The 18,335-nt window shown below is 37.3% G+C and carries 11 protein-coding genes and 1 pseudogene; 7 read left to right on the top strand and 5 right to left on the bottom strand.

Going from position 1 to position 18,335, the window contains the following annotated elements; genetic code table 11:
* Window positions 1–526, bottom strand: a 526-nt coding sequence (locus BMX01_RS01220; RefSeq protein ID WP_143413413.1) for a two-partner secretion domain-containing protein, incomplete at its 3' end; no start/stop codon positions are given.
* Window positions 527–562: 36 nt separating this feature from the next.
* The gene (locus BMX01_RS01215; protein ID WP_234946418.1) at window positions 563–2,311 is read right to left on the bottom strand and encodes a ShlB/FhaC/HecB family hemolysin secretion/activation protein; all 1,749 of its coding nucleotides are present in this window, start codon (window positions 2,309–2,311) and stop codon (window positions 563–565) included.
* A 255-nt stretch (window positions 2,312–2,566) separates the two neighbouring features.
* Here BMX01_RS01215 and glpQ point away from each other — a divergent pair, with 255 nt between their 5' ends.
* The 3 genes from glpQ (at window position 2,567) to lon (ending at window position 7,912) form a co-directional block, all read left to right on the top strand.
* Window positions 2,567–3,652: a glycerophosphodiester phosphodiesterase gene (gene glpQ / locus BMX01_RS01210; RefSeq protein ID WP_064081923.1), complete on the top strand. Its 1,086-nt coding sequence runs from the start codon at window positions 2,567–2,569 to the stop codon at window positions 3,650–3,652.
* Between the two features lie 212 nt (window positions 3,653–3,864).
* Window positions 3,865–5,310: a glycerol-3-phosphate transporter gene (glpT, locus tag BMX01_RS01205; RefSeq protein ID WP_064081924.1), complete on the top strand. Its 1,446-nt coding sequence runs from the start codon at window positions 3,865–3,867 to the stop codon at window positions 5,308–5,310.
* A 193-nt stretch (window positions 5,311–5,503) separates the two neighbouring features.
* Entirely contained in the window at window positions 5,504–7,912 is a 2,409-nt protein-coding gene (lon, locus tag BMX01_RS01200; protein ID WP_074647603.1) for an endopeptidase La, read from the top strand.
* A 108-nt stretch (window positions 7,913–8,020) separates the two neighbouring features.
* Here the strand turns inward: lon and glpK are convergent, their stop codons facing one another.
* Together glpK and BMX01_RS01190 are read right to left on the bottom strand one after the other, a co-directional pair.
* On the bottom strand, window positions 8,021–9,532 hold the full coding sequence (gene glpK / locus BMX01_RS01195) for a glycerol kinase GlpK (RefSeq protein ID WP_074647600.1): 1,512 nt from the start codon (window positions 9,530–9,532) through the stop codon (window positions 8,021–8,023).
* A gap of 39 nt (window positions 9,533–9,571) precedes the next feature.
* Window positions 9,572–10,354 carry an MIP/aquaporin family protein gene (locus tag BMX01_RS01190; protein WP_064081927.1) on the bottom strand — a complete coding sequence of 261 codons (783 nt, stop codon included), beginning with the start codon at window positions 10,352–10,354 and terminating at the stop codon, window positions 9,572–9,574.
* Window positions 10,355–10,721: 367 nt separating this feature from the next.
* Between BMX01_RS01190 and corC the strand changes: the two genes are divergently transcribed.
* From corC to BMX01_RS01170, 4 genes are all read left to right on the top strand, one after another.
* The gene (gene corC / locus BMX01_RS01185; RefSeq protein WP_064081928.1) at window positions 10,722–11,612 is read left to right on the top strand and encodes a CNNM family magnesium/cobalt transport protein CorC; all 891 of its coding nucleotides are present in this window, start codon (window positions 10,722–10,724) and stop codon (window positions 11,610–11,612) included.
* Window positions 11,613–11,664: 52 nt separating this feature from the next.
* Window positions 11,665–13,182 carry an apolipoprotein N-acyltransferase gene (lnt, locus tag BMX01_RS01180; RefSeq protein ID WP_064081929.1) on the top strand — a complete coding sequence of 506 codons (1,518 nt, stop codon included), beginning with the start codon at window positions 11,665–11,667 and terminating at the stop codon, window positions 13,180–13,182.
* 124 nt (window positions 13,183–13,306) lie between these two features.
* Window positions 13,307–14,533 carry a serine/threonine transporter gene (locus BMX01_RS01175; protein WP_064081930.1) on the top strand — a complete coding sequence of 409 codons (1,227 nt, stop codon included), beginning with the start codon at window positions 13,307–13,309 and terminating at the stop codon, window positions 14,531–14,533.
* A 110-nt stretch (window positions 14,534–14,643) separates the two neighbouring features.
* Entirely contained in the window at window positions 14,644–16,023 is a 1,380-nt protein-coding gene (locus BMX01_RS01170) for an L-serine ammonia-lyase (RefSeq protein ID WP_064081931.1), read from the top strand.
* A gap of 58 nt (window positions 16,024–16,081) precedes the next feature.
* On the opposite strand, the pseudogene mnmC reads toward BMX01_RS01170, so the two are convergent.
* Window positions 16,082–18,066 (bottom strand): annotated as a pseudogene (gene mnmC / locus BMX01_RS01165) (bifunctional tRNA (5-methylaminomethyl-2-thiouridine)(34)-methyltransferase MnmD/FAD-dependent 5-carboxymethylaminomethyl-2-thiouridine(34) oxidoreductase MnmC).
* Between the last annotated feature and the right edge of the window lie 269 nt (window positions 18,067–18,335).

The following is an 18,335-nucleotide window of genomic DNA, read 5'->3' as shown; positions in this document are numbered from 1 at the left end:
AATTTGGGTTTTTACTTAAAAAACCCACTAATTCAGAATGCCCTTGCTGTTCAATTGAGTTATTAAATACGGCACTATTTGGGATATTAAACTTGCTAAAGCGATTATCTGAAATACCCTGTTCATCCGGTTTAGCTATATTAATTACAACTACTTTTTCTTTACCACTATCAGGTACGCGCTCATCCACAGCGGTTTGTTTTACTCCGTGAGAATTATCAACGATTGCATTATTAGATGGGTCTGCTAAAACCTGCATAGCTGGCATAAGTGAAAGCAAGACAACTGAAAGGTTCTTGCCTTTAAATACTTTTAATGGCGAATGGTTGTGTAAACCTAAATGAATGGATGAAGACAGCGGACTTAACGAACACGTCAGTGGGTCTGATTCCTCTTCTTGATCTTCCGCAATTTTGCTATTTGATGATGAACTGCTGTTACCTGAGGCAGATTTAATGTTTTCAGCAACCGGTACAAGGCAATTTTTTACTTTACTAAAAATTAGTTTATAACGTTTGTTGTTCATAGTAATTTCCTTTCAAATTTTACTTTGTAGTTGTGGTTAAAAACTGATTGAACCATTCACATAATATACGTGACGCTTCACCTTACTTGTTTTGTCAAAACCTTTAAGCGGTATTCCATAGGTAAATGATAATGATAAATTTTTAATCCTTGCTTTGATACCCAATGCCATACCGACTAGTATATTGTCCTGCTTTTTCGGCTTACGTTGTGCAACATAACCCATATCTACCCCAATAAAAGGCGAGATAGATGAACCATATTGTTTCTTTGAAAAAAATGGTAATGTTAATGTTTGTGACAAATACACCCCTTTATCTCCAACTACCGAGTTACCTTTAAAGCCGCGGACGGTATATTCATCTCCGATTGAGAATTGGTTGTCTGAATATAAACTAGAAAAACCATATTGCGCACCAATGCGCATATGGTAGTTTGCATTTCGTTTAAAAAAGTTAATAGGTCGATACCAGTTAATTGAGGTAGACACTAAGCGTAAGGTCGTTTCACTGCTATCATCATAAGCTAATCTATTTGATTTAAACCAATTTAACGCAGTGGCAAAAGAAATATCAGTATATAATTTACCTTTCCATAGCTGGCCTATATATGAAAAACCAACTGTCGCTTTACTATGGCGAACATTTGTAACTAGGCGGTTGGCAACATAGCTTTTGCGTCTTCTAAACTCTAATTCTCCATAGCTCAATAAGATAACGTCTTTATTACGTTTGAGTAATTTTGATAGTCTGATATTAGCTGTCTGTGTTTTTCCTGATGATGGATAAGTGTAAAAGCCAATCAATTCTTTGTCGTAATCTGATTGGGAGGCTTTCATTTCAAGTGTGTAATAAGAAAATGGCTGAATGTAACTTAAAGAGAAGTTCTGTTGATTATTCTTTTTGATTTCTTTATATAAGCGATAACTAGTTTGAAATGACCAAACGTCGTTCGTACCTAATAAGTCGCTCCCGCCAAGATTTAATGTCGTTTGGTTTCGGCCGTTTTGGTTATTCTCTGTACCTGAGTTATTGATACCAAGCGTGACACTTGGCCACTCTCTCGTTCGTTGAGTCAATATATTTAAATTAGATTTACCGTATGTTTTACTCGCTAACACTTTGATTTCAGCCCGCTTACTCGCGGTGTTGAGCACTTCCACGAGTTGGTCTACATCATGAATACTAAAAATCTTACCGCTTAAGTTGGGTAAGACAAATAACATGGCTTTTTCACGAAAAGTAGCCGGCGCTTTACCTGAGACTAAAAATTTATCGACTGTTCCCCATACGATATTGAACTCTAGCTTACCCGTTTTAGCCTCTGCCTGTTTTAGGGTAATGCCGCTCGTTGAATAACCGGCTTTATGTAATGCTTCAGTTAACGATTTTACTAAGCTAAAAATAACTTTTTTATTCAGTGATTGACCAATATATTGTTTAGTGATGCTGCCAAAATCAATTTTAGTCTTTTTGTCACCCATATCAATCGTCACCGTTTTAATCGTTGCTTTTTGTGCCGTATTTTGTTGTTCAAACTTTACGTTTTCTGATGACTTTTCAGCGGTAAGAAATTGCTCTGCTCTTTCAAGTTGTTGATTAGTGTTTTCATAAGCCTCTTTATTTTTAATATGAGGGAGCTCTTGATTTAATGGATCGGCTTCTCTAGCTTGCTTAATTAAATCTTCTGTCAACTCTAATTTTGGATTATTCGATTGCTCCGAATAACCGGATGTTGCAACACCTGAAAGCATAAATAAATAAGATAAAATTATCTTTGAATTCACACTGTTATTTTTTATTTTCATATTTGTAAAGTTCTCACTGAATAAAATCGAGCCGAAAACATACATTAATTTACCTTAAAAGTACACAGTTTACATAAAAAATTTCTGATTTTATCCATAAAATAAACCGTTTTAACAAATATTTGTGGTATTGATCACATTTTTGAAGAAATTTACTTGGCGATTTTAACAATTACGCTATGCTTACGATATTCTTTGAAAACAAATAGTTATCTTATTCAATAAGGAGGAAATATGAAAATAAGAATATTAGCAATCACTTTAATTGCCGGAACTATACTTACTGCTTGTACCACTTATCAGTCAGCTGAAATGGCTAAATCAGACAAAATTATTATCGCGCATCGTGGTGCTAGTGGTTACTTACCTGAACATACCCTCGAATCTAAAGCTTTGGCTTTTGCTCAACAAGCGGACTATTTAGAACAAGATCTTGCAATGACAAAAGATAATCGTTTAATCGTGATTCATGACCATTTTTTAGATGGTTTAACTGATGTGGCGAAAAAATTCCCAAAACGTGCGCGTAAAGATGGTCGTTACTATGTTGCTGACTTTACGTTAGCTGAAATTCAAACATTAGAAATGACTGAAAACTTCAAAACGGAAAAAGGCGAACAAGTGCAAGTTTATCCAAACCGTTTCCCTATGTGGAAATCGCATTTCCGTATTCATACGTTTGAAGATGAAATTGAATTTATTCAAGGTTTAGAAAAATCGACTGGTAGAAAAATTGGTATTTATCCGGAAATTAAAGCACCTTGGTTACATCACCAAGAAGGTAAAGATATCGCTTTAGAAACCTTAAAGGTATTGAAAAAATATGGTTACGATAAAAAAAGCGATCGGGTTTATTTACAAACATTCGATTTTAATGAGTTAAAACGGATTAAAACTGAATTATTGCCAAAAATGAATATGGATCTGAAATTGGTGCAATTAATTGCTTACACAGACTGGCATGAAACTGAAGAAAAAAATGCTAGCGGTAAATGGGTTAATTACAACTATGATTGGATGTTTAAAGATGGCGCTATGGCAGAAGTGGCAAAATATGCTGATGGTGTTGGGCCTGGTTGGTATATGTTAGTGGATGATAAAGCGTCTAAACCAGGTGATGTAAAATTTACACCGCTTGTTAAAGAATTAGCGAAATATAAAATGGAGCTTCATCCATACACTGTCCGTAAAGATGCATTGCCTGATTTCTTTGGTGATGTGAATGAAATGTATGATGCGTTATTAAATAAATCTGGTGCAACAGGTATTTTTACTGACTTCCCAGATACGGGTGTGCAGTTTTTAAAAATGCATAAATAATTTAAAATAATCTTTCAGCATAGTTCATAAGAAATATTGCTACTTTTAAAAACGCTAACATTTTTAGCTTGAAAATGTTAAATAATGCATAAAAATGTGAGTTATTTCGCCATTAATAAAAGTGGGTGGTATGTCTTTTTTATTATGTGGTTAAGTTATTCAAATATCGAACTTTTTCTTAAATATACAATAACATATTGGAGTATTATTATATGTTTGGTCCATTTAAACCAGCCCCTCATATTGCGGAATTACCCGCAAATAAAATAGATGCAAGATATAAATTCTTACGTTGGCAAGTTTTTGCGGGTATTTTCTTTGGCTATGCCGCTTATTATTTTGTACGCGCTAATTTCGATTTAGCACAAAAAGGGCTGATTGAGGCCGGTCTTTATAATAAAGCTGAACTTGGTATTATCGGAACCGGTGCCGGTTTAGCATATGGTTTATCAAAATTTGTGATGGCGGGTATGTCAGACCGTTCTAATCCAAAAGTATTTTTGCCGTTTGGTTTGTTACTTTCTGGCTTATGTATGACCATGATGGGATTAATGCCTTGGGCAACTTCAGGCATTGCGGTAATGTTCATTATGATTTTCTTAAATGGTTGGTTCCAAGGTATGGGTTGGCCTCCATGCGGTCGGACTATGGTGCATTGGTGGTCTAAATCTGAACGCGGTACTATTGTGTCGATTTGGAATTGTGCACATAATGTCGGTGGTATGGTGCCGGGTGCGATGGTGCTATTAGCAAGTGCAATTTATTTTAGTAATACTGGTGAACATGCAACGGCGAAAGATGTATGGCAACAAGCGCTCTATTATCCGGGTATTGCTGCAATGATTGCCGCTATTCCTGTATATTTGGTGATGAAAGATACGCCGCAATCTTGTGGCTTGCCGCCAATCGAAAAATGGAAAAACGATTACCCAGATGATTATGATGAAAAAACCGCTGAGCAAGATTTAACCACTAAAGAGATTTTTGTTAATTACGTATTAAAAAATAAATTATTGTGGTATATCGCTATTGCTAATGTGTTTGTCTATTTAATTCGTTACGGTATTTTGAAATGGTCTCCTGTTTATTTAGGTGAAGTGAAACATTTCAATATAAAAGGGACCGCTTGGGCTTATACAATTTATGAATTAGCTGCTATTCCTGGTACTTTATTATGCGGTTGGATATCTGATAAAGTGTTCAAAGGTAAACGTGGTGTGACTGGTTTTATTTTCATGATTTTAACGACTATCGCGGTAATTGCATTGTGGAAAAATCCGGCTACACCTGAAGCAGAATTAACACAATATGCCGGTCGTCCTTTCTATGATAATCCATATCAATTAATGGACTTCATTTTAATGACTACTGTTGGTTTCTTAATCTATGGCCCAGTAATGTTAATCGGTTTACACGCCCTTGAATTAGCACCCAAAAAAGCAGCCGGTACTTCAGCAGGCTTCACGGGGTTATTTGGTTATTTAGGCGGTACGGTTTCTGCATCAGCGGTTGTTGGTTGGGCTGCGGAATACTATGGCTGGGATGGCGGTTTCTATGTAATGATTACAGGCGGTATCTTAGCTGTGTTATTGATGTTTATTGTGATGGTTGAAGAAGGCAAACATAAAGCCAAATTAGAAGACCATTATGGTAAATAAAGAGAAAAATTGATCGCTATATTTAAAATTAGTTAGTCATTACTATAGGATAGGGAAATAAATTTATATTTGTTTCCCTATTTTTTAATTTTAATCAAATTTCTGCTTGTTTTTCCAAATTTCACCCCCATAATGGATAAATTAACTTTTTGAAACTAATTTAATAAAAAATAAATAGGAAATTTAAAGAAATATGGCTCAAAGAACTAAAAAATCTATTGCATTACCGCTCTTGCCGCTACGTGATGTAGTGGTGTTTCCTTATATGGTAATGCCTCTATTTGTAGGCCGTGAAAAATCAATCCAAGCACTGCATCTAGCAATGGATTCAAATAAGCAACTCTTTCTAGTGACTCAGCAAGATCCTAATAAGGAAGATCCATCTACTGATGATGTTCACCACGTTGGTATTATTGCGAATATTATTCAAATGCTAAACCTGCCTGATGGGACGGTTAAAGTGCTAGTGGAAGGGCAACAACGTGCCAAAATTGAGCAGATTCACGATGATGAAAATGGTTTATGGGCGGTGGTGCAACCATTATTGTCTAAAACCACTAAAAATAATGAAGAATTAACCGCTATCGCTAAACTTACGACCAATGAGTTTGAAAACTACGTTAAAAATAATAAGAAAATTCCTGCTGAAATTTTACCAAAATTACAAAAAATTTCTTCCGCAGAACGCTTAGCGGATACTATTTCGTCAAATTTGATCGCTCCAGTAAAAAGTAAACAAGCGTGGTTAGAAGAAACTAATTTAATTACTCGTTTTGAAGCATTATTAATTGCAATGGCAACGGAAATAGATTCGCTTGAAACGGAAAATCGGATTCGTAATCGCGTCAAGCAGCAAATGGAGAAAAACCAACGTGATTATTATTTGAATGAGCAAATTAAAGCGATTCAAAAAGAATTAAATGATGGTGAGGATGCGGAGCAAAGTGAATTAGATAAACTTAAAGATAAAATTGATGCTACTAAATTACCTGTTGCAGTAAAAGAAAAATTAGATTCAGAATTCAAAAAATTAAACGCGATGCCACAAAGCTCTTCTGAAGCGACGGTAGTAAGAAGTTATATTGATTGGGTTTTACAAATTCCTTGGCATAAAAAGTCGGCAGTTAAGAAAGATTTACCACAAGCGCAAGCGGTTTTAGATAAAGATCATTATGGTTTAGAGCGTGTTAAAGAACGTATTGTTGAATATTTGGCGGTGCAGAGCCGTTTAAATAAATTGAAAGGGCCAATTTTATGCTTAGTCGGGCCACCTGGGGTGGGTAAAACGTCTTTAGGTAAATCAATTGCAAATGCAACAGGGCGTAAATATGTACGTATGGCATTAGGTGGTGTTCGTGATGAAGCAGAAATCCGTGGTCATCGTCGTACTTATATTGGTTCTATGCCTGGTCAGTTGATGATGAAAATGGCAAAAGTGGGGGTTAAAAACCCGCTATTCTTGCTCGATGAGATCGATAAAATGGCGCAAGATATGCGTGGAGATCCCGCTTCTGCCTTACTTGAAGTATTAGATCCGGAGCAAAATAATACTTTTAATGATCATTATCTCGAAGTTGATTATGATTTATCTGATGTCATGTTTGTGGCAACATCAAATTCAATGAATATTCCACCGGCGTTATTGGATCGGATGGAGGTTATTCGTCTTTCTGGCTATACTGAAGATGAAAAAATGCATATTGCCCAAGAACAGTTAATCGCAAAACAACAAGAAAATAACGGGCTTAAAGCGGGTGAATTACAGATTAAAGAAAGTGCTATTTTAAGTATTATCCGTTATTACACGCGTGAAGCTGGTGTTCGTGCTTTAGAGCGTGAAATTGCTAAAATTTGTCGTAAAGCTGTGAAAGCATTAATCTTAGATAATAAGACTAAAAAAATTACCGTTACTGATAAGAACATTCAAGACTATTTGGGCGTAAAACGTTTTGACTACGGTAAAATGGATACTCAAAATCGTGTTGGTGAAGTCACGGGATTAGCGTGGACTGAGGTAGGCGGTGATTTACTGACTATTGAAACCGCTTCTGTGGCCGGTAAAGGGAAATTATCTTATACGGGGTCGCTTGGTGACGTGATGAAAGAGTCGATTCAAGCAGCAATGATGGTCGTTCGTGCTAGGGCAAAGAAATTGGGTATTGCTGAAAACTTTCACGAAAAACGGGATATCCATATTCACGTGCCTGATGGTGCAACACCAAAAGATGGTCCTAGTGCCGGTATTGCGATGTGTACTGCATTAATCTCTAGCCTAACGGGTAATCCGGTGCGTGCCACTGTGGCAATGACGGGTGAAATTAGCTTGCGTGGTAAAGTATTGCCGATTGGTGGCTTGAAAGAAAAATTGCTGGCGGCGCATCGTGGTGGCATTACTACCGTTATTATTCCTAAAGATAATGAAAAAGATCTTGAGGAGATTCCAGCAAATGCGAAAAATTCATTAATGATTCATGCCGTTGAAACTATTGATGAGGTGTTAGCCATTGCGTTAGAAAATCCGCCTGCGGGCATTGAAATTATGCCGGCAAAATCTGCGGGTATTAAAGTAAGAAAAACGCGTTCAAAAACAGCTATTCAATAATATTTACTAATATAAATAAAAGGGCTTGATGTGAAGCCCTTTTTTATTGTTATTGAGTAAGCGGTCTAATTTAGTCAATTTATGTCTAATTTAGACCGCTTTTAAGCATTAATCTACTATATTTTCTTGTTCCCATTCTAAGACACGTTGAACTGCTTTTTTCCAACCTGTATAATGTTTGGTTCGTTTCTGTTCATCTTGATCAGGAATAAAAATACGCTCTATGGAAGCTTTACCTCGCAACTCTTGTAGATCTTGCCAAAAACCTGTCGCTAGACCTGCCAAATAAGCGGCACCTAAAGCGGTCACTTCACGAATGACTGGTCGTTCTACATTGGCATTTAAAATATCCGCTTGGAATTGCATGAGGAAGTTATTTGCTACTGCTCCACCATCAACTCTTAACGTAGCTAATTTTTTCCCGCTATCTACTTGCATAGCGTCAAGCACTTCTCGGGTTTGGTAAGCAATTGATTCTAAAGTAGCGCGTACAATGTGATTACGGTTTGATCCTCTAGATAAGCCAAAAATAGCGCCTCTAGCATACGGATCCCAATAAGGTGCGCCTAAGCCTGTAAAGGCTGGCACGACATATACGCCATTTGAGCTTTCTACTTTATTCGCAAAATATTCTGAATCTAGGCTATCGTGAATAATTTTGAGTTCATCACGTAACCATTGAATGGAAGCACCGCCCATAAAAATTGAACCTTCTAACGCATAGCAAGGCTCACCTTTAGCGTTACATGCAATAGTAGTCAGCAAACCATTGTTAGATTCAACCGCTTGATTGCCTGTATTCATTAACATAAAGCAACCGGTACCGTATGTATTTTTTGCTTGTCCCGCTTCTACACATAGATGGCCATACAGCGCAGCTTGTTGATCGCCGGCAATACCCGCCACCGGAATGCGAATACCACCTTGACCGCCAATATTGGTTTGGCCATAGATTTCAGATGAATTTTTTACTTCAGGTAACATTGAATGAAGGATGTTAAGCAGTTGCAACATTTTTTCATCCCATTGCTTAGTATGAATGTTAAATAACATGGTACGCGAAGCATTGGTATAATCTGTCACATGAACATGGCCTTGCGTTAATTTCCAAACTAACCAAGTATCAACTGTGCCAAATAATAATTCACCTTTTTCTGCTTTTTCTCTTGCACCTTCAACATTATCTAAAATCCATTTTACTTTAGTACCAGAAAAATAAGGATCAACAACTAAACCGGTGGTTTTACGGATATATTCTGCGTGACCGTCTGCTTTTAATTGACTACAAATATCCGCTGTACGGCGACATTGCCATACAATTGCATTATATATTGGTTTACCGGTCGCTTTTTCCCATACAATGGTGGTTTCGCGTTGGTTGGTAATACCAATAGCGGCAATTTTTGCTGGGGCAATGCCCGCTTTTGCCACCACTTCATTCAAGGTTGAACTTTGGCTTGCCCAAATTTCCATTGGGTTATGTTCCACCCAACCTGGTTGAGGATAAATTTGTGTAAACTCACGTTGTGCCACTTCCACAATATTAGCATTTTTATCGAGTAATACCGCGCGTGAGCTAGTAGTGCCTTGGTCTAATGCGATAATGTATTCTTTCATCATAATAATCACCCTAAATTTTGTTAAATCCGTAATCAAAAACTATTTGCAATTACATGGTAAATTTTTACCAATGAAACGCTGATAGCCCCATGCACCAAGTAATGCGCCGATAATTGGTGCAAAAATGGGTACGATAAAATAAGGAATTTCACGCGCACCGGTAAACGCCACCTCGCCCCAACCAGCTAGGAATGCAAATACTTTAGGGCCGAAATCACGCGCTGGATTCATCGCAAAACCAGTCAGTGGACCAAAAGCCCCCCCTAAGGTGGCAATTAATAAGCCAATTAAAAAGGGCGCTATTGGACCTTTCGGTAATCCGTTACCGTCATCAGTTAACGCTAGAATTAAGCCCATTAATACCATTGTGATCACTGTTTCTACAAAGAACGCTTGCAATACACTGATATTTGGATTTGGGTAAGTTGAAAATACGCTAGCAAAACCAACACTTTCACCACGTACAATATTTTTAGCTGTTTCTGCTACTACAAAGAGATCTTTATATAGAAAATAAACAAGTGCCGCAGCTAAAAAAGCACCTAAACATTGTGCAATAATATAAGGCAGGACTTTTTTGCCATCAAAACAAGCAAATTTCCACAATGCGATCGTTACTGCGGGATTTAAATGTGCACCTGAAACACCGGCTGTAGCATATACTGCTAGTGCAACACCAATACCCCAGATAATAGAAATTTCCCATAATCCTAATGTTGCACCGGCTAATTGTGCGGCTGCTACACAACCTACGCCAAAGAAAATCAGTAATCCAGTACCGATACATTCTGCGATACAGGCGCCCTTTAAGGTATTTTGCATATATAGTTCCCCTTGGATAATTTTAAGCCAAATTCAGCTTAATCAATTTCACCTTACCTTTGCATTAATGAATATTTGAAAAAGCAATCGTTTTCGCGCTGCACTATATAAAAACGCTCATTTTTAGCAAATGAGAATGTCTAGATTTGTGACATTACGCACATTTTGTCTTGCAAAAATGTGAAGAACTTCAAAAATTGAATAACATCTGGTAATAAAAAATAACCAAAAAGAGAGATTATCAACATTTGTTATACCATTCGGCAAAGAATATGCGAAGCAGCTATATTATGCTATGCTAAACATATTTAAGCTGTTGAATAAATAGTTATAAAAATAAATTAAAAAATATTAAGAGAACTTAATAATGAGTGAAGAACTGCCAAACATAACAACATCTGAAAAAAAGTCTTTTTTACAATCGCTATTTAGTTGCTTATTCCAATCTGAACCGAAAAATCGTGAAGATTTAGTAGAAGTTATCCGTGATTCATTAGAAAACGAATTAATTGATAATGATACAAAAGAGATGATGGAAGGCGTAATGGAAATTTCTGAATTGCGTGTGCGTGATATTATGATTCCGCGTCCGCAAATTGTTTATATTGATGCAAATTTACCGCTTGAAGCTTGTGTTGATCTGATTATTGAATCAGCTCACTCGCGTTTTCCCGTTATTCTCGATGATGGTAAAGATAATATTCAAGGAATGTTACTGGCTAAAGATCTGTTGAAATATTTACGTTCTGACTCAGCCCCCTTTGATATGCAAAAAATGCTTCGCCCTGCGGTCATTGTGCCTGAAAGTAAACGGGTAGATAGAATGCTAAAGGAATTCCGTTCTGAGCGGTTTCATATGGCGATCGTGGTAGATGAATTTGGAGCGGTGTCTGGTCTGGTAACTATTGAAGATATTTTAGAACAGATTGTTGGGGATATTGAAGATGAATTTGATGAAGAAGAAATCGAACCAATCCGCCAACTCTCTCGCCATACTTATGCAGTATCCGCTTTAACTGATATTGAAAAATTTAATGCTGTATTTGCGACTGATTTTGTAGATGAAGAAGTAGATACAATTGGTGGCTTAGTGATGCAGGCGTTTAGCCATTTGCCACAACGAGGCGAACAAGTCAATCTACATGGGATTGATTTTAAAGTCACCTCGGCTGATAGTCGCCGTTTAATTCAATTACGCATAACGGTATCTGATGAGCAATTAGAACAGATGGAACGGATTACTGACCTTGAAGAATAATGCCTACTGTACAACTAAGCGGTCACTTTTACATTTTGAGAAATGCTTTAATATGAATCTTGTAAACCCTTCTATTCTCGTTGCTTGTATCCTGTCATTCTGCCTAGGTGCTATAGGTTGCTTAGCTTTTTCTCCCTTTGATATTTGGTTGGTTGCCTATCTTTCTGCAGCAGGTTTAATATGGGCAGCCACGCTTGTAGAACGTAAAACAGCAATGTTGGCAACATTTGCCTGGTCGATCGGTTATTTTGGTGTTGGCGTGCAGTGGGTCAATGTCAGTATGACGCAATTCGGTGGCGTGCCGGTAATCGTTAGTTATTTGGCGGTTTTATTACTTGCCAGTTATCTTGGGCTTTATAACCTGTTATTTAGCTACCTTGCACGGCGCTTTGGGTTGATTTCGCCTTTTGTATTAGCAAGTTTATTTACATTTACTGAATATCTACGCGGTGTCGTCTTTACCGGTTTTCCTTGGCTACAATTTGGCTATACACAAATTGATAGCCCTTTTGCTCAACTTGCGCCCATTTTCGGTGTTGAAGGGTTAACTTTTTTAGTGATCTTATTAAGTAGTTATTTAGTTGATATTGTCAAAAATCCAACTAGAAAAATAGCTACTTTTACTAAAATAGCGGTTATTATTGGGTTTTCTTTAGCATCAAATTTACTGCAATTTGTGCAAATTGATCAGCAAAAACCACCGGTTAAAGTCGCACTGATTCAGGCAAATATTGAACAACAACTCAAATGGGATCCTGCTCATTTTGAAAATACATTGCGCACTTACCAACAACTAATTAACTCATCACTGGCTGGAAATGAGGTAGTCATTTTACCAGAATCAGCTATTCCGGCGCTTGAGTCAAAAATTAATCCGCTGCTCAATCAGTTGCAGAAAATGGCTGCCGCTAAAAATACAGAAATTATTATTGGGACTTTGTATGAAAATGAGCAACAGCAATTATTCAATAGTGCTTTAGTTTTGGGTAACCAGACTAAGCCTTATCAACTCCATCAATCACTACGTTATAACAAGCATCACTTAGTACCATTTGGTGAATATGTTCCATTTGGTTCATTATTAGATTGGATGCGTGAAGTGTTTATTCTACCGGTTAATTTATCAAAAGGCCCCTTTATCCAACCTGCATTATTCACAAATAAGGGAAAATTTAATATGGCCATTTGCTATGAAGTGATTTTTGGCCATCAATTACAACAAAACCAGTTGGCTCAACAGGCAGATTATTTAGTTACGATTACTAATGATGCTTGGTTTGGTGATTCTATCGGCCCTTGGCAGCATTTGCAAATGGCAAGAATGCGTGCATTAGAATTAGGTAAACCTTTATTACGTGCCGCCAATACTGGTATTACGGCGGTTGTTGGTTTTGATGGTAAAGTGATTAAAAAACTTCCTCAGTTTGAAACAAATACGCTAACCGCTGAAATAGCCACGACAAAAGGTCATACACTCTTCGGGCAATTTGGGCATTGGCTGATTTATAGCTTAAGTTTTATTTGTGTGGCGTTCGGGCTATTCAGACGTCAAAAACACAAAAAGCATTAACCTTGTAGAACAAATGCCTTAGTTTTATACACATCACAAAATCAGGATTTTTTGCTTGTTTGTTATATTAAGAAATATATCATACATTCAAATTTTAATAATTCTAAATATATAGGAGTATGATATGGTTAGACCATCTAATCGTTTTTCAAAGACTTGGGTGCTTAATCTTTTTGGTACCGCTGTAGGCGCTGGTGTATTATTTTTACCTATTAATGCTGGTATGAGTGGCTTTTATCCTCTCATTATTATGACTTTAATAGTTGGTCCGATGACTTATTTAGCTCACCGAGGTTTAACTCGTTTTGTGCTTTCTTCGAAAAAACCTGGTAGTGATATCACTAGTGTAGTACGTGAACATTTCGGTGAACAAGCAGGTAAATTTATTACCTTACTTTATTTCTTTGCAATTTTTCCTATCTTATTAATTTATGGTGTTGGCATTACAAATACTGTAACTTCATTTATTGCAAACCAATTACATATGACACCACCACCAAGAGCATTACTTTCTGGTGCCTTAATTGCCGTATTAATTAGCGTAATGTTACTGAATGAACAAGCAATGTTAAGAATTACTACTTATCTTGTTTATCCTTTAGTTTTCATTTTGTTTGGTTTATCTATTTACCTTATTCCTGAATGGAACGGCGCAGCTTTACAACAAATGCCAACCACAGGTGATTTTATAACCACTTTATGGCTAACTATTCCTGTCTTAGTGTTTGCGTTTAACCATTCACCTGCAATCTCTTCTTTTGCACTTTCACAACAAAAACATTACCAAGATCCACAAAAGACGGAAGTTGAATCAGGCAAAGTATTACGTTCAACCGCAACGATTTTAGTGCTATTTGTAATGTTCTTTGTATTTAGCTGCGTATTAACCTTAACTCCAGAAGAATTAGCACAAGCAAAAATACAAAATATTTCAATTTTGTCTTACTTAGCCAATAAATTCGATAATCCTATTATTTCTTACTTAGGGCCATTTGTTGCTTTCTTAGCTATCGGCAGTTCATTCTTTGGGCACTATTTAGGTGCACGTGAAGGTTTAGAAGGATTAGTTAATCAATTGCGTGATAAACCTATCGCTTCACATAAAATCCATAAAATTACAGCAGTCGTATTCTTTTTAATTCTTTGGATTGTGGCTACTATTAATCCAAGTATTCTTGGCTTCATTGAAAGTTTAGGCGGTCCAATTATTGCTATGATTCTATTCATTATGCCTGTATACGCCGTTTACACTGTGCCTGCACTAGCAAAATATAAAGGTCAATTTAGCAATATCTTTGTTGCGATTATGGGATCTATTGCTATTTCAGCCATTCTATACGGGTTACTGTAATTTTGTTATAATTCGCTCGGTATGAAAAACAACAAATCTCTTAATCAATAATGGGGTTTGTTGTTTTATCTTTTTATTTTTACTTGTTTAACATAAGGTAATCATTTCTTATGATTAGTGTATTTGATATTTTTAAAGTGGGTATTGGTCCTTCTAGTTCGCATACTGTTGGGCCAATGAAAGCAGCAAAGCAATTTGTTGATGAATTAAGTGAGCATAAACTTTTAGCTAAAACGGAGCGCTTAGTTGCCGATGTTTATGGTTCTTTATCGTTAACCGGTCGAGGCCACAGCACCGATATTGCAATAGTAATGGGATTAATGGGCTATTTACCAGATAACGTAGATATAGAACGAATAGATAGCGTCATTCAACAAGTAAAACAAGAGCATAAACTTGTACTTGCCGAAGCCAATCCAGCGGAAACCAAAATAATTGATTTTGATTTCTATAATGATATGCCATTCCATAGCAAGTTCTTAGCCCGCCACGAAAATGGTATGACATTAAAAGCCTTTGCGGGTGAAACACTGCTATACGAAAAAACCTTTTATTCTATTGGCGGTGGCTTTATTGTTGATGATGAACACTTTGAGCAACAAACTAACGCCGATGTGAATGTGCCTTTTCCTTATAAAAATGCGGAAGATTTACTTAAGCATTGCCATGATCAAGGCTTACCGCTTTCTAGCTTAGTTTGGAAAAATGAAATAGCATTACATCATAAACAAGCCATATCAGATTATTTAACCAAGATTTGGAAAACCATGGAAGCCTGTATTGAGCACGGTTTACATACTGAGGGCTTATTACCAGGCCCATTAAAAGTTATTCGCCGAGCACCATCATTACGCCATACCCTAGAATCAACCGGTAAATTTAATACCGATCCAATGCAAATTATTGACTGGGTTAATATGTTTGCCCTTGCGGTTAATGAAGAAAATGCAGCCGGTGGCCGTGTCGTTACTGCGCCAACTAACGGTGCTTGCGGTATTGTCCCCGCAGTATTAGCGTATTATCAGCAATTTATTACCCCATTAAATCAAGAAAAAATTGAGTGTTATTTATTAGTATGTAGTGCAATTGGTTCACTCTACAAAATGAATGCCTCTATTTCAGGTGCTGAAGTGGGTTGCCAAGGTGAAGTGGGAGTAGCTTGTTCAATGGCTGCGGCTGGTTTAACTGAAATTATGGGAGGTACGCCTGAACAAGTATGTATGGCAGCTGAAATTGGTATGGAACATAATCTAGGCTTAACTTGCGATCCTGTCAGTGGCCAAGTGCAAGTCCCTTGTATCGAACGTAATGCCATCGCATCAGTTAAAGCAATCAATGCTAGCCGTATGGCTCTACGCCGGACTACACAACCGTGTGTCAGTCTAGATAAAGTGATCGAAACAATGTACGAAACCGGTAAAGATATGAATGCTAAATACCGAGAAACCTCAACCGGTGGTTTAGCCATTAAAATTTTACCTTGTGATTAAGTAAACTTGCGCATAAAAAACCTCGAAATCATTTCGAGGTTTTTTTATTGTGTTACGATTAAACCACGTTTGAACCTTTTAACCATTTTCTCAACCAAGTGCGGTTTGGTAGCAAAGCGTGCCAAATATCTTGGCTGATTGGTATAGGCTCATTAACAATCAAGCTAGCCAACATTTCACCGAGTAAGGGCGCTGTAGTTAATCCACGTGATGCTAAACCATTCACCATATACAAATGCGGAAAATTGACTGCATTTTCAACCGCTTGTTTACGGCGTAATAAATTATATATATTGCTATATTGTTGTTTTTGGACCGCAAAATGAGGTATGGGGCCAACCATTGGCACACGATCGCGTAATGCGGCTCTTATCCCCTGCTTAGCTAAATTAGCTGATAAATCAATGCCTTGCGTCCACTGATAAGCCCCTATATTTTGTTGTAACTTCGCTAAATTCTGCTGATGTTCGATTGCTGAAAAAGCCATGTCTGTATTATCACGCACATGGCTCGCACCGTTGCCATAGGTGTTAAATAACCATCGTAACAGATCACACATTTTAATTTTTGTAATGCGGGCGTGGTGGGTATTTGGCTCACTTGACCACGAACAGGATAAAGCGGAATACCTTCTGCCTGACTAAATTGCGTGAAGCTATGCCCATTTGCTAAAACTAAAATATGATGTGCAAATTGCACGCCTTGATATTGCCACTGCCATTTGCCTTCAACAAATTGTGGATCAGTAACGGTATGATTTAGCACTATTTTCAAACCTTTTGTTTGCAAGTAAGCAAAAGCTTGCTGTACAAATTGTACAGGCGATAACCAACCCGCTTGAGGAATAAAAGCCCCTTCATTGGCAATAGCAACGCCAAGATATTCAGTTAATTCCTCCGCTTGACACCATTTAAATAAGTCCTGATCTTGTGTTTGTCTAGCAATTTTTTGCAATTTTTGTGCTGTTTTTTCATTATACGCCGATAATACAACTCCCGTTAAGGCGTGTTCGAATGGTACGAGCTTTTCAAATTGTTTTAAACGTTGTAAGGCATAATCAAAACAGTGCACATAAAAACGTACATTTCGTGGATCATCATCACTTAATTGCGGATAAATAGCGCCTTGCGCATTGCCTGACGCCTTTTGGGCGACTTGGCTATCTTGGCAATATAGCGTTACTTGCTTGCCTCTTTCTAATAAAGACAGTGCCACAAATAAGCTTGCGATGCCCCCACCAACAATAGCAATATCATCGTTAACAGTTGCAGGCTGGCTATAAAAATAAGGGAAATTCACTTCAGCCGTTTGACTCTCTTGAGCTTTTTCACCGCACAACATTTCTCGTTTTTTGGCAAAGCCTTTGCGTTTATATACCGTAAAACCGACCGCTTGTAAGCCTCGGCGAACGTGACTAGCGGCAGTAAAAGTCGCAAATGAGCCACCAACTCTAGTCAAACGAAACATATGTTGATACAGTTGTTCATGCCACATTGTTGGATTTTTATCTGGCGAAAAGCCATCTAGAAACCAAGCGTCCACTGTCTCGCTATATAAATCACCTAGCTGAGGTAGATTCTCTAACATTTCGCCAAACCAAATATCAAGATACACATCATCAAAGTGATAACGTTGACAACCTGCTTGGCGTGGTTGCCAACAAGCGATTAACTTTGCAGAAAGTTGTGTAAATTGCGGGTAATGTTGATGAATGTCGGCTAATTGCTGCTGAGTGAGTGGATACTTTTCAAATGAAATAAAATACAAGAGTTTAAGTGGGCTGTCGGGAAAGGTAGATCGGAACTGTTGAAACTTTTCCGCGACCGCTAAAAAATTAAGCTCTGTGCCAAAACCTGTTTCAGCGATCACAAAAGCCGAACGGTGATGATTTTGCCATTTCTGCCATAACTGATTGCCGTCTTGAAAGACGTAATAACTTTCTTGTACGCCATCTTCAGTGGAAAAATAGATATCATCAAACTGCTCAGAAACAGGCGTGTTATCGCTATTGAATGAAAGTTGTGCGAAAGTAAGTTTATGCATAAAAAATGTTGCTTAAAACCATTAAAAAAGGTGCAAAATGCACCTTTCAGACTAAAAAATATTACTCACTAAAATAAGAATCATCGCTAATGAAGCAACAACCGCCATCATTGAATAACCGAAAGTTCCCATTATGACCTCACTATTCTTAATAAAATAAAAAGATAGCCAATATACTAGCATATTTCACCATAATTGAGAAACTTATCCATTAATCGGGCTTATTTAAACTAAATAATGTCAGTAAGTTGAATTGTTGAGAGATAATG

The sequence above is a fragment of the [Haemophilus] ducreyi genome (assembly GCF_900109315.1).
GTDB lineage: Bacteria > Pseudomonadota > Gammaproteobacteria > Enterobacterales > Pasteurellaceae > Haemophilus_B > Haemophilus_B ducreyi.
This window is presented reverse-complemented; position numbering and strand designations above follow the sequence as displayed.

Excerpts from the sequence above, each read along its gene's own strand:
- glpQ (WP_064081923.1), top strand. The coding sequence starts at position 2,567 with ATGAAAATAAGAATATTAGCAATCACTTTAATTGCCGGAACTATACTT.
- glpT (WP_064081924.1), top strand. The coding sequence starts at position 3,865 with ATGTTTGGTCCATTTAAACCAGCCCCTCATATTGCGGAATTACCCGCA.
- lon (WP_074647603.1), top strand. The coding sequence starts at position 5,504 with ATGGCTCAAAGAACTAAAAAATCTATTGCATTACCGCTCTTGCCGCTA.
- glpK (WP_074647600.1), bottom strand. The coding sequence starts at position 9,532 with ATGATGAAAGAATACATTATCGCATTAGACCAAGGCACTACTAGCTCA.
- BMX01_RS01190 (WP_064081927.1), bottom strand. The coding sequence starts at position 10,354 with ATGCAAAATACCTTAAAGGGCGCCTGTATCGCAGAATGTATCGGTACT.
- corC (WP_064081928.1), top strand. The coding sequence starts at position 10,722 with ATGAGTGAAGAACTGCCAAACATAACAACATCTGAAAAAAAGTCTTTT.
- lnt (WP_064081929.1), top strand. The coding sequence starts at position 11,665 with ATGAATCTTGTAAACCCTTCTATTCTCGTTGCTTGTATCCTGTCATTC.
- BMX01_RS01175 (WP_064081930.1), top strand. The coding sequence starts at position 13,307 with ATGGTTAGACCATCTAATCGTTTTTCAAAGACTTGGGTGCTTAATCTT.
- BMX01_RS01170 (WP_064081931.1), top strand. The coding sequence starts at position 14,644 with ATGATTAGTGTATTTGATATTTTTAAAGTGGGTATTGGTCCTTCTAGT.